The 12,280-nt window shown below is 68.1% G+C and carries 10 protein-coding genes and 2 pseudogenes; 10 read left to right on the top strand and 2 right to left on the bottom strand.

What is annotated here, in order from left to right; translation table 11 throughout:
• Positions 1–37: 37 nt before the first annotated feature.
• Entirely contained in the window at positions 38–1,078 is a 1,041-nt protein-coding gene (locus SCNU_RS04900) for an NHL repeat-containing protein (RefSeq protein ID WP_009678253.1), read from the bottom strand.
• Between the two features lie 57 nt (positions 1,079–1,135).
• On the opposite strand from SCNU_RS04900, the gene SCNU_RS04905 reads away from it, so the two are divergent.
• From SCNU_RS04905 to SCNU_RS04930, 6 genes are read left to right on the top strand one after another with little or no spacing between them, the layout of a single operon-like run.
• Positions 1,136–1,975 carry an undecaprenyl-diphosphate phosphatase gene (locus SCNU_RS04905; RefSeq protein WP_009678254.1) on the top strand — a complete coding sequence of 280 codons (840 nt, stop codon included), beginning with the start codon at positions 1,136–1,138 and terminating at the stop codon, positions 1,973–1,975.
• A gap of 36 nt (positions 1,976–2,011) precedes the next feature.
• The gene (locus SCNU_RS04910) at positions 2,012–2,686 is read left to right on the top strand and encodes an MSMEG_4193 family putative phosphomutase (protein ID WP_009678255.1); all 675 of its coding nucleotides are present in this window, start codon (positions 2,012–2,014) and stop codon (positions 2,684–2,686) included.
• A 39-nt stretch (positions 2,687–2,725) separates the two neighbouring features.
• The gene (locus tag SCNU_RS04915; protein WP_009678256.1) at positions 2,726–3,460 is read left to right on the top strand and encodes a DUF3090 domain-containing protein; all 735 of its coding nucleotides are present in this window, start codon (positions 2,726–2,728) and stop codon (positions 3,458–3,460) included.
• Positions 3,457–4,275, top strand: coding sequence for an SCO1664 family protein (locus SCNU_RS04920; RefSeq protein WP_009678257.1), 819 nt, complete (start codon positions 3,457–3,459; stop codon positions 4,273–4,275). The genes SCNU_RS04915 and SCNU_RS04920 overlap by 4 nt, the downstream gene beginning before the upstream one ends.
• A 50-nt stretch (positions 4,276–4,325) precedes the next feature.
• Positions 4,326–5,576: a cysteine--1-D-myo-inosityl 2-amino-2-deoxy-alpha-D-glucopyranoside ligase gene (gene mshC, locus SCNU_RS04925; protein ID WP_009678258.1), complete on the top strand. Its 1,251-nt coding sequence runs from the start codon at positions 4,326–4,328 to the stop codon at positions 5,574–5,576.
• An 8-nt stretch (positions 5,577–5,584) separates the two neighbouring features.
• Positions 5,585–5,893, top strand: a complete 309-nt coding sequence (locus tag SCNU_RS04930) for a hypothetical protein (protein ID WP_009678259.1) — start codon at positions 5,585–5,587, stop codon at positions 5,891–5,893.
• A 20-nt stretch (positions 5,894–5,913) separates the two neighbouring features.
• Here the strand turns inward: SCNU_RS04930 and SCNU_RS04935 are convergent, their stop codons facing one another.
• The gene (locus SCNU_RS04935) at positions 5,914–6,816 is read right to left on the bottom strand and encodes a PAC2 family protein (protein ID WP_009678260.1); all 903 of its coding nucleotides are present in this window, start codon (positions 6,814–6,816) and stop codon (positions 5,914–5,916) included.
• 51 nt (positions 6,817–6,867) lie between these two features.
• Between SCNU_RS04935 and metH the strand changes: the two are divergent.
• From metH to SCNU_RS04955, 4 genes and pseudogenes are all read left to right on the top strand, one after another.
• Positions 6,868–10,471 (top strand): annotated as a pseudogene (gene metH / locus SCNU_RS04940) (methionine synthase).
• A gap of 68 nt (positions 10,472–10,539) precedes the next feature.
• A pseudogene (locus tag SCNU_RS04945) lies at positions 10,540–11,170 on the top strand (DUF1345 domain-containing protein).
• Between the two features lie 112 nt (positions 11,171–11,282).
• Entirely contained in the window at positions 11,283–11,918 is a 636-nt protein-coding gene (locus SCNU_RS04950) for an HAD family hydrolase (protein WP_009678262.1), read from the top strand.
• Between the two features lie 54 nt (positions 11,919–11,972).
• Positions 11,973–12,236 (top strand): phosphoribosyl-ATP diphosphatase, encoded by a 264-nt coding sequence (locus tag SCNU_RS04955; protein ID WP_009678263.1) that lies wholly within the window; start codon positions 11,973–11,975, stop codon positions 12,234–12,236.
• Positions 12,237–12,280: the final 44 nt, after the last annotated feature.

Genomic DNA, 12,280 nt, shown 5'->3' on the forward strand with positions numbered 1-12,280 from the left:
TTCGTGTCGGGTGCGGCAGTCGTGGGTGGGCCTGCGGCTACTTGACCGCGTCCGCGGGGACCACCTGCAGGGCGTCGTCTCGGCCGGAGGCGACCAGCAGCGCACCGCTCGCCGGGTCGACGTCCATCGACGTCACCTGCGGCACGCTGGCGATCCGGTGCTTCTCGATGGTCTCACCGGTCGAGACGTCGTACGCGGTGATCGAGTTGGCCGCGGTGCTCGACACCCAGAGGAGCTTGCGCTGGTTGTCGTAGGCGAGCGCGTACGGGCTGTCCGCGACGGGTGCCCGCATGCGCATGACGATCGGCTGGCCGTAGAAGGCGTACACCTCGTTGTTCCGGGTGCCGGCGACCAGGATGCGGCCGAACCGGTCGACGATCGAGTTGGTCGCGCCGTCGCCGGCGCGCAGTGCGGCCTTCAGATCTCCCGAGTCGATGTCGATCGGTGTCAGCGCCGACTGCGCACGGTCGAGCACGACGATCTGGCCGGCACGATCGCCCGCGGTCGGGGGAGCGACGGTGATGTCGTCGACGCGGACGAAACCGCCGATGTCGCGCTGCTCCTTGCCGTCCCGATCGAGAACGAGCACATGACCCCGATCGGTGCCGACCAGCGTACGACCGTCGGCGGTCACCGCCACGGACTGTGCGCCGGAGAGATCGGCCTGTTGCTCGGTCGTCGAGCCGTCCGCCGCGATCCGGACGATGCCGTTCGGGCCTGCACCGACGAAACCGTCGCCGGAGGCGGTCAGCGCGGCGAGCCGGGGGACCTTCACCGAGACGGGAGCGGGAGCCCCGGGGGTACCGGGCGCGGCGAAGATCTGCACGGTCTCGCCGTTGTTCGCCAGCACCGCGGCACGTGACGGTCCCGTCTGCGCCGCGACCACCGCGGTCGCGGCGTCGGCGCCGACCACGACGCCCGCGGGGGCGGTGACGCCGACCGGGGACGAGGCCGCCGTCGCCGGTGTGACAGTGGGCACATTCTGCGCCGGACCGTCGTCGGACTGGCTGCAGGCAGTGAGGGCGGACGCGGTGGCCACGGCCACGAGCAGGGCGGTGATTCGGGTTCGCACGCGCATGACACCATCTTGCGCGATGCCGGTGTGTGACCCGTTCGATGGGTAGCATCAGCCCCCGTGACTCCGACCATGACATGGCTCCAGGCAATCGTCCTCGGAGCCGTCCAGGGCCTGACCGAATTCCTGCCGATCTCGTCGTCGGCCCATCTGCGGATCATCTCCGAGATCTGGTTCGGCGACGACGCCGGCGCGTCGTTCACCGCGGTCACGCAGCTCGGCACCGAGCTCGCGGTGCTGCTCTTCTTCGCGAAGGACATCTGGCGAATCATCCTCGCCTGGTTCGCCGGGTTGCGGGATCAGACCAAGCGGGGCCTCGACTACCGGATCGGGTGGTACGTGATTCTGGCCACCATCCCGATCGGTGTGCTCGGATTCGTCTTCAAAGACCAGATACGCACGGCCGGACGGAACCTGTGGCTGGTCGCGATCATGCTGATCCTGTTCTCCTTCGTGTTCCTGGCCGCGGAGTACGTCGGCAAGCGGGACCGGCCGCTGGAGAAGATCACGCGCCGAGACGCGATCGTCATGGGCGTGGCCCAGTGCCTGGCGCTGATCCCGGGCGTCTCGCGCTCTGGTGCGACTGCCAGCGCCGGACTGTTCGTCGGCCTGGAGCGCGAGGCGGCGTTCCGGTTCTCGTTCCTGATCGCGATCCCCGCAGTGCTCGCGTCGGGACTGTTCAGTCTGAAGGACGTCTTCGAGCCCGCCGGAGAGGGGCTCGCGGCAACCGGTCCGCAGATCGTGGTGGCCACGCTCGTCGCCTTCATCCTCGGCTATGTCTCCATCGCCTGGCTGCTCAAGTTCGTGGCGCACCATTCGATGGTCTGGTTCGCGACGTACCGCGTCGCGCTCGGTCTGCTGGTGATCGTGCTGCTGCAGCTGGGCGTGATCGCCGCGTAGCGTCTGGCGGCCACGGGTGTCGGTAATCTGTCCACCATGACGGTGATCCTGGTCCGGCACGGACGATCCACGGCCAACACCTCGGGCCTGCTCGCCGGTCGTACACCGGGCGTCGGCCTCGACGATCGCGGACGCGCCCAGGCCGAGGAGCTCCCACAGCGACTCGACGGTGTCCTGGCGGACCTGACCGCAGTGGTCCGCTCGCCGCTCCAGCGATGCGCCGAGACCGTCGAGCCGCTGGTGTCGGCCCGGCCCGAGCTGCCGCACATCACCGAACCGAACCTCGAAGAGGTGGACTACGGCGACTGGAGCAATCGCAAGATCGCCGAACTCCTCGCCGAGCCGCTGTGGAAGGTGGTTCAGCAGCAGCCGTCGGCCGCCGTCTTCCCCGGCGGGGAGGGACTGCTCGACGTCTCCCGCCGGGCGACGGCCGCCGTCCGCGAGCTCGACCGGGTCCACGGCGGACCGGACGGAAAGGGTCTCTGGGTGGCCTGCTCCCACGGCGACGTCATCAAGGCCGTCCTCGCCGACGCCCTCGGCATGCACCTCGACCAGTTCCAGCGGATCGTCGTCGACCCGGGGTCGATCAGCGTCATCCACTACGGTTCGGCCAGACCTTATGTGCAGACCGTGAACAACAGCGGCGCTCTCGAGCTTCCGCGACCGCCGATGGCGGCCGGTGCGACGGTCGGCGGTTCCACCGGGACCTAGTCCGGGGACGGGGCAGCACCCTCCGGGTACCGTTGAGACATGGCCCGTACGATTCACGAATTCCGGAGTCCGCGACGATTCGTCGCCGGCACCGTAGGCCAGCCGGGGGACCGCACCTTCTACATCCAGGTGTCCCAGGACTCTCGGTTGATGAGCGTCGAACTCGAGAAGCAGCAGGTGCTGATCCTGGCCGATCGGCTCGGCTATCTGCTCGACGAGGTCCGTCGCCGCTTCGGCACGCCGATTCCGCCGGAGGCCGAGGACGTCGACGACGTGTCACCGCTCGAGAACCCGATCGACTCGGAGTTCCGCGTCGGCTCCATGGGACTCGGCTGGGACGCGGACGCGGCCTCGGTCGTCATCGAACTCCTCGCCGTCACCGAGCAGCCGCTCGACGAGTCGGTGATCCTCGACGACACCGACGAGGGGCCCGACACAGTGCGGGTCTTCCTCACCGCCGACGAGGCGAGAGAGTTCAGCGCGCGCTCGATGCGGGTGATCGCCGCGGGCCGTCCGCTGTGTCCGCTGTGCAACCAGCCGCTCGACCCGACCGGCCACATCTGCGCCCGCAGCAACGGGTACAAGCGCGACGCCGAGTTCAGTCGATCGTTGGAGTTCGTCGATCCCGAAGTGCTCGCCAGCCTCAGCCGACTGGTGCCGGGCTTCGACTCGTCTTTCAGCGTCGAGCCGGACGACCTCGACGAGGAGGGCCTGGCCGACGATGATCCCGACCAGGACGAGGACGGCGACGACGGCGACGACACCGACCGGTGAACGCCGACTGTCTGGAGCTCCTCGTCACCGGTGAGCTCACCGTTCTCGGCCGTATCGCGTCCGCGAGCAACCTCACTGTGGCGTGCGAGGTGTCCGACGGGACCTCCGCGATGCGGTGCGTCTACAAGCCGATCCGCGGCGAGCAGCCGCTGTGGGACTTCCCGGACGGCACCCTCGCCGGCCGGGAGGTCGCCTCGTACCTGATCAGCGACGCGCTCGGATGGGACCTGATCCCCGAGACCGCCCTGCGCGACGACGGACCGGTCGACGTCGACCTCGGTCCGGGTATGGTGCAGCGCTGGATCGACCGGCCCGACGCCCGGGAAGACGTCCTCGATCCGGTGGATCTGGTCCCCGCGGGCAGCGTTCCGGACGGCTACCGCGGCGTGCTCAACGCCTACGACCAGCACGGGGACGAGGTGGTGCTCGTCCACGAGGACTCGCGCCGGCTGGCCCGACTCGCCCTGCTCGATGTCGTGCTCAACAACGCCGACCGAAAAGGCGGTCACATCCTGACCGGCGTCGACGGCCGGGTCTACGCCATCGACCACGGGATCTGCCTGCACTCCGAGAACAAGTTGCGGACCATTCTGTGGGGGTGGGCGGGGTCGCCCGTCCCTGTCGGCGATGCCGGCGACCTGGTACTTCTGGGCCGGTCTCTCGACGATCCGGACAGCAGTCTGCGCGTGCGCCTGTCGGGCCTCATCACGGCCGACGAGATCGACGCGCTCCGGCGGCGAGTGGCGGTCCTCGCCGACGACGGCGTCATGCCGTTGCCGCCGCACAGTCGCGCCATCCCGTGGCCGCCGTTCTGACCCCACCCCGGGCTGCCACGCATCGGCCGTCGACACATACAGTTGACGTCATGCATTCGTGGCCGTCGCCTCAGATTCCGTCCGTGCCGGGTCCCGCCGTCCCGCTGCGTCTCTACGACACGTCCGACGCCCAGGTGAAGCCGGTCAGTCCGGGCGAGGTCGCGACGATGTACGTCTGCGGCATCACGCCCTACGACGCGACTCACCTCGGCCACGCCGCCACCTACGTGACATTCGACCTGATCAACCGCGTCCTGCGCGACGGTGGGCACGACGTCCACTACGTCCAGAACATCACCGACGTCGACGATCCGCTGTTCGAGCGCGCCGAACGCGACGGCGTCGACTGGCGCGATCTCGGAGCCCGCGAGATCGATCTGTTCCGCGCGGACATGACCGCTCTGCGGGTGCTCGCGCCCCGTGACTACATCGGGGCGGTGGAGTCCATCGACGAGGTGATCGACGCGGTCGGGAAGCTGCTGGCCAACGGCTCGGCCTACGTGGTCGACGACCCTGAGTTCCCCGACGTCTACTTCAGCGTCGACGCGACCCCGCAGTTCGGCTACGAGTCGGGCTACGACGGCGAGACGATGGCCAAGTTCTTCGCCGAGCGCGGCGGCGACCCCGATCGTGCCGGCAAGCGGAATCCGTTGGACGCGCTGGTGTGGCGTGCGGCCCGCGACGGTGAGCCCTCCTGGGAGTCGCCGATGGGCCCGGGCCGTCCGGGCTGGCACATCGAGTGTTCGGCGATCGCGCTCAACCGGCTGGGAATGGCGTTCGACATCCAGGGCGGCGGCAGCGACCTGATCTTCCCGCACCACGAGTTCTCTGCCGCGCACGGCGAGGCGCTGACCGGTGAGCGACGGTTCGCGCGCCACTACGTGCACACCGGCATGATCGGGCTGGACGGCGAGAAGATGTCCAAGAGCCTCGGCAATCTGGTGCTCGTCTCGAAGCTGCGTGCCGCGGGCGTCGATGCGGGTGCGGTCCGGCTCGGCCTGATGTCGCAGCACTATCGTGCGGACCGGATGTGGACCGACGACATCCTCACCGACGGTGAGCGCCGCCTCGCGACCTGGCGGCGCGCCGCGAAGCACGCGACCGGGCCGGACGCGACGGCGACCGTCGCACGGCTTCGCCAGCACCTGTCCGACGACCTCGACACCGCCAAGGCGATCGCCGCGGTCGACGCCTGGGCAGCGGATGCGATCCTCGGCATCGGGTCGTCGGAGACGGCGCCGGCACTGATCATCGATGCGGTCGACGCACTGCTCGGCGTCGACATCGCGCCGGTCGGATAGGACCCGTTGTGGCCCGAGCTCTCGAGATCCCGGACGGCAACTCCGAAGGCGTGTGGACCGTCGTCACGCGCACGTCGACGTACATCCTCGACTTCGGCGAGATGACCCTTCTCCGTGCGCCCGGCGTCGGGCGGACCGACGACCACCGGTGGGAGGTCAGCGAACTGCGCCGCGACTCCGAGGACATTCCGCTGCTCGGGGTCAAGAACTGCCGAGTCGGCGTGCCCGCCCAGTTCTGGGTCCGGGCGGCCGACGATCCGGAGGTCCGGACGTGGCGGGTCACGACGCCGGTGGTCGAGATCGAGCGAATCGGCTGAGTGGCCGCGGCGGGTGAGGCTCAGGGGCCTTCGTCGCCGCGGCGACGAAGATACTTCTCGAACTCGGCCGCGAGCTCCTCGCCGTCGATCCGGAGCATCGCGTCGTTCAGATCCTCGTCGGTGGTCTCCTCGAGCTCGTGGACGTACGCGGCCATGTCCTCGTCGTCCATCGTCAGCTCGGTGATCGTCTGCTCCCACTCCTCGGCACGGTGGGGCAGGGTACCGAGCGGGATCGGCACCCCGGTGACCGTCGCCAGATTGGTCAGCAGCGCCAGGATCGCCTTGGGATTGGCGGTGTGCGCAACGTAGTGGGGGACCGCGGCCCAGAGTGACACCGACGGGATCCCCGCCTGCACGAACGCGTCCGACAGCACACCGGTGATGCCCGTCGGTCCCTCGTACCTACTGAGCTCCAGACCCAGCCGCTTGGCCGAGTCCGCGGTCTCGGCGGTTCCCGACACCGGCACCGGTCGGGTGTGGGGCGTGTCGGCGAGCAGCGCGCCGAGCATCACCGTCATCTCGACGTCGAGCGCCTCCGCGAGGTCGACCAGGTGCGCGCAGTACGCCCGCCACCGGTAGTTGGGCTCCGGTCCGAGCACCAGCACGACGTCCCGGTCATGGCCCTCGAGCACGCAGGCGGACACGCTCGTCACCGGCCACTCGATCCGGCGGGTCACCCCGTCCTTCTGCCGGATCGTCGGGCGGGTGGACTGGTAGTCGTAGTATTCGTCGGGATCGATCTCGTGGATCGAGGTCGCGTTCCATTCGAGCGCGAGGTGTTCGACCGCGCCCGTGGCGGCGTCGGCACCGTCGTTCCAACCGGAGAACGCGGCAATTAAAATCGGCCTGCGTAAAATTGGGAGCTCGCCGCGGCGAGACGAATCGTCCTGCTCAGCTGCGTTCTCGTCCGGATCGGAGTTCATTCCATCGAGCCTACGGCGCTCGCCGATTCGCCGCGAACTAACCTACTAGGTATGGCATCTCATCCCACCGCAATCGACAAGTACGACTCGACCTTTCTGCAGGCGATGTCGCGACGGGTGTTGATCGGTGACGGCGCGATGGGAACGATGCTGCAGGCGGCCGACCTGACTCTCGACGACTTCAATCACCTCGAGGGCTGCAACGAGATCCTCAACGACACCCGGCCGGACGTCCTGGCCGACATCCATCGCGCGTACTTCGAGGCCGGCGCCGACGCGGTCGAGACGAACACCTTCGGCTGCAACCTCTCGAACCTCGGCGACTACGACATCGCCGACCGCATCCGCGAGCTGGCCTACAAGGGCGTGTCCATCGCGCGGGGCGTGGCCGACGAGTTCGGCCCGTCGGCCGACGGGACCGACCGATTCGTCCTCGGCTCCATGGGCCCGGGAACCAAGCTGCCCAGCCTCGGGCACACCACCTTCGACGTGATCCGCGACGCGTACGTCGAGTGCGTCCTCGGCATGCTCGAGGGCGGTGCCGACGGCATCCTTATCGAGACCAGCCAGGATCTGCTGCAGCTGAAGGCGGCGGTCGTGGCGGCGCGTCGTGCGATGGAGCAGTTCGGCAGGCACCTGCCGATCATCACCCACGTCACGGTGGAGACCACCGGCACCATGCTCATCGGCTCGGAGATCGGCGCGGCGCTGACCGCCATCGAGCCGCTTGGCGTCGACGTGATCGGGCTCAACTGCGCCACCGGGCCGACCGAGATGAGCGAGCATCTCCGCTACCTGTCCAAGCACGCCCGGATCCCCGTCTCGGTGATGCCGAACGCCGGCCTGCCGGTGCTGGGCAAGAACGGCGCCGAGTACCCGCTGACCCCCGAGGACATGGCGACCGCGCTCGCCGGTTTCGTCGCCGACTACGGACTGCAGTTCGTCGGCGGCTGTTGCGGCAGCACTCCCGAGCACATCCGCCAGGTCGCCGAGGCAGTCGCGGAGGTGACCCCGGCCGAACGCCGTCCCGAGCACGAGTCGGAGACGTCGTCGCTGTACACCGCTGTGCCGTTCGAACAGGACGCCAGCTTCCTGGTGATCGCCGAGCGCACGAACTCCAACGGATCCAAGGCCTTCCGCGAGGCGATGATCGGCGGCGACTATGAGACGTGCCTGGAGATCGCGAAGAACCAGACCCGCGACGGCGCGCACATGCTCGACCTCAACGTCGACTACGTCGGCCGCGACGGCGCCGCCGACATGACCGAACTGGCCTCGCGGTTCGCGACCGCCTCGACGCTGCCGATCATGATCGACTCCACCGAGCCCGATGTGATCCGCGCCGGACTCGAGCACCTCGGTGGTCGTTGTGCGGTGAACTCGGTCAATTACGAGGACGGCGACGGGCCGAACTCGCGTTTCACCAGGATCATGAGCCACGTCAAGGAGCACGGGGCGGCGGTCGTCGCACTGACCATCGACGAGCAGGGTCAGGCCCGCACCGCTGACCACAAGGTGGCCATCGCCGAACGCCTGATCACCGACCTCACCGAGAACTGGGGTCTGGAGGAGGAGGACATCATCATCGATGCCCTCACCTTCCCGATCTCGACCGGTCAGGAGGAGGTCCGCCGCGACGGCATCGAGACCATCGAAGCGATCCGGCGGATCAAGCAGGCGCACCCGTCGATCCATTTCACACTCGGCATCTCCAACATCTCGTTCGGCCTCAACCCGGCGGCCCGCCAGGTGCTGAACTCGGTGTTCCTGCACGAATGCGTCCAGGCCGGTCTCGACACGGCGATCGTCCACGCGTCGAAGATCCTGCCGATGGCGCGGATCCCCGACGAGCAGCGTCAGACCGCGCTCGACCTGGTCTACAACAACAGGACCGACGACTACGACCCGCTGCAGAAGCTGATGGAGCTGTTCGAAGGCGTGTCGGCGGCATCGGCTCCCCCGGCGCGGGGCGCCCGACGTCGCGAGAGGCGGTGGTGTGTGCGACACGTACCAGCCACGTCAGCGCCTCGAGCGGCGAATCGTCGACGGCGACAAGAACGGCTTGATCGACGACCTCGACGAGGCCCGCCAGACCGTGCCGCCGCTCACCATCATCAACGACACGCTGCTGTCGGGCATGAAGACCGTCGGCGAGCTCTTCGGCTCCGGCCAGATGCAACTGCCGTTCGTGCTGCAGTCGGCCGAAGTCATGAAGTCGTCGGTCGCGCACCTGGAGCAGTTCATGGAGGCGACCGACGAGGACGGTAAGGGCAAGATCGTCCTCGCCACGGTGAAGGGCGACGTCCACGACATCGGCAAGAACCTCGTCGACATCATTCTGAGCAACAACGGCTACGACGTCGTCAACATCGGCATCAAGCAGCCGATCGCGACCATCCTGTCGGCCGCAGAGGAGAGCCGGGCCGATGTGATCGGCATGTCGGGCCTGCTCGTGAAGTCGACGGTGGTGATGAAGGAGAACCTGGAGGAGATGAACTCGCGGGGCCGGACCGACATTCCGGTCCTGCTCGGCGGCGCCGCCCTGACCAGGACGTATGTCGAAGACGACCTCGCCGACGTGTACGACGGCGATGTCCGCTACGCCCGCGACGCGTTCGAGGGGCTCGCCCTGATGGACGAGGTCATGGCCATCAAGCGCGGCGAAGGCCCCGACCCCGACAGCGAAGAGGCCAAGGCCGCCGCGGCGAAGGTCGCCGAGCGGAGGGAGCGCCGTCAGCGGTCCAAGCGGATCGCCGAGAAGCGCAAGGCCGCCGAGGTGCCGGTCGAGATTCCCGCTCGCTCGGACGTCGCCGCCGACAACGAAGTGCCCGCCCCGCCGTTCTGGGGCACCCGGATCATCAAGGGCATCCCGGTCGGCGATTACCTGCCGATGCTCGACGAGCGTGCGCTGTTCCTCGGGCAGTGGGGCCTGCGCGGAACGCGCGGCGACGAGGGACCCGGCTACGACGAACTGGTGGAGACCGAGGGCAGGCCCCGTCTGCGTGAGTGGATCGACACGTTGTCGACCGAGGGCATTCTGCAGCACGCCGCGGTCGTCTACGGGTTCTTCCCGGCCGTCAGCGAGGGTGACACCGTTCACGTCCTGGAATCCGACGACCCGTCGTCGCCGATTCGCCACAGCTTCGAGTTTCCGAGGCAGCAGCGACCCAGGTTCCTGTGCATCGCCGACTTCATCCGGTCCAAGGAGCAGGCGCTGGCGGACGGCCGGGTCGACGTTCTGCCGTTCCAGCTGGTCACGATGGGTACGCCCATCGCGGACTTCGCGAACAAGCTGTTCGCCGACAACTCGTACCGCGACTACCTCGAAGTGCACGGCATCGGGGTGCAGCTCACCGAGGCGCTGGCGGAGTACTGGCATCAGCGGGTGCGCAGCGAGCTGAAGTTCGCGGGCGGCGTCGTCGCCGACGAGGACCCCGATCAGCCGCAGGGCTTCTTCGACCTCGAGTACCGCGGCGCGCGCTACAGCTTCGGCTACGGCGCCTGTCCGAACCTGGAGGACCGGGCCAAGATGATCGACCTGCTGGAACCGGGTCGCATCGGCGTCGAACTGTCGGAGGAACTGCAGCTGCACCCCGAGCAGTCGACCGACGCCTTCGTGCTGCACCACCCGGAGGCGAAGTACTTCAACACGTAGGCCGGCCTCAATCGTTCTCTCGGCTGTTCGGCCGGACTAGGGTCGGCACCATGGGCAGCCGACTGAACGTGCGGGGCAGGACGCGGTTCGGTACCGGCTTGGCGGCCGGGGCGGTGATCGCGGCGATCGTCTGGCCGGCGACCGGGCTCTGGCAGCTCGCCCCGATGGTCGTCGTGACGGTGACCGCAGCCGTGTACCTGGTGTGGTCGATCCGGATCCTGTGGCCGATGGACGCCGCGTCCACTCGCGCCCACGCCGAGGCGGCCGACGTCCGAGACGAACTCGGGGACGCCGCGTTGATCGCGACGCTCGCGGTCTGCCTGTCCGCGGTCGGAGTGCTGCTCCTGTCCGCCGGTGATCGGAATCGCAGCTGGTACGCGACGCTCGCCGTGATCGCGGTACTGGCGGCGTGGGGGATGCTGCACACGCTGTTCGCGTCCCGCTACGCCCGCATCTACTACGGCGGTGATTCCGGCACGGGTGAAGCCGGCGGGATCGACTTCAACACCTCGGATCAGCCGTGCTACGTCGATTTCTTCTACTTCGCGTTCAACCTCGGCATGACCTACCAGGTCTCGGACACCAGCGTCGGCCCCCGCCATCCGTCGCGAAGTGCTCAAGCACTGCCTGCTGAGCTACATCTATGGCACGGTGATCATCGCGACCACCATCAACCTGGTGATGAATCTGGTCGGCTGACGGCGGGAATCACGGTGCTCCTCGCCGATAGGCTGGTCATCATCCCCATTCGCGTCGAAAGGCTTCAGCAGTGGCAGATGACCGTGCGCTTCCGAGCGCAGTGCTCTGGGACATGGACGGCACCCTCCTCGACACCGAGCCGCTGTGGGGCCGGGCGATGGAGGAGTTCGCGGTCAAGGTGGGTACCCGGATGACACCGGAGCTGCGCGACTCGACGATGGGCAACAGCTCCGTCGACGCGCTGACGAAGGTGTACGACGCGGCGCTGGTCCCGGAGTCCGGACGTGATTTCGACGCCGACGAGGCGTGGATGGTCGAGCGCGTGCTCGCGATGTTCGCGACGGACCTCCGTTGGCGACCGGGCGCTCTCGCCGCTCTCGACCTGGTGTCCGCGGCGGAGATCCCGATGGTTCTGGTCACCAACACGATCCGGGAGGTGACCGACGTCATGCTCGACACTCTCGGGCGCGAACGCTTCGTCGCGTCTGTCTGCGGTGACGAGGTCGAGGCGGGCAAGCCGGAACCGCACATCTATCGGCGTGCGGCCGAGATCGTCGGATTCGCGCCGGGCGAGTGCCTCGCGTTCGAGGACTCGCCGGTCGGGGCCGCCGCCACCCATGCGGCGGGCGTTCCGGCGATCGTGATTCCGTCCGCGGTGCCGGTGCCGCCGAAGCCGACGTACTCCTACCGCGAGTCTCTGGAGGGCCTCACCCTGGACGACCTGTCGGCGGTCTTCCGCGGGAAGTGATCCACAACGGCCCCGCACAGGCGCCTGTCAGTGCGACGTGCAAAAATACGTACCGTGAAAACCTTCGACGAACTCTTCTCTGAGCTGGCCGACAAGGCGCAGACCCGCCCCGAGGGCAGCGGCACCGTTGCCGCACTCGACGCCGGCGTCCATACGCTCGGTAAGAAGATCATCGAGGAGGCCGGCGAGGTCTGGCTGGCCGCCGAGCACGAGTCCGACGAGTCACTGTCGGAGGAGATCTCGCAGCTCGTCTACTGGCTGCAGGTGATGATGATCAAGCGCGGGCTCACCCCGGACGACATCTACCGCTACCTCTGACCCGATCCGACGACACTCGGCCGTCCACACTCTCAAGGAGCCAA

Origin of the sequence: Gordonia neofelifaecis NRRL B-59395, assembly GCF_000192435.1 — a bacterium.
Taxonomy (GTDB): Bacteria; Actinomycetota; Actinomycetes; order Mycobacteriales; family Mycobacteriaceae; genus Gordonia; species Gordonia neofelifaecis.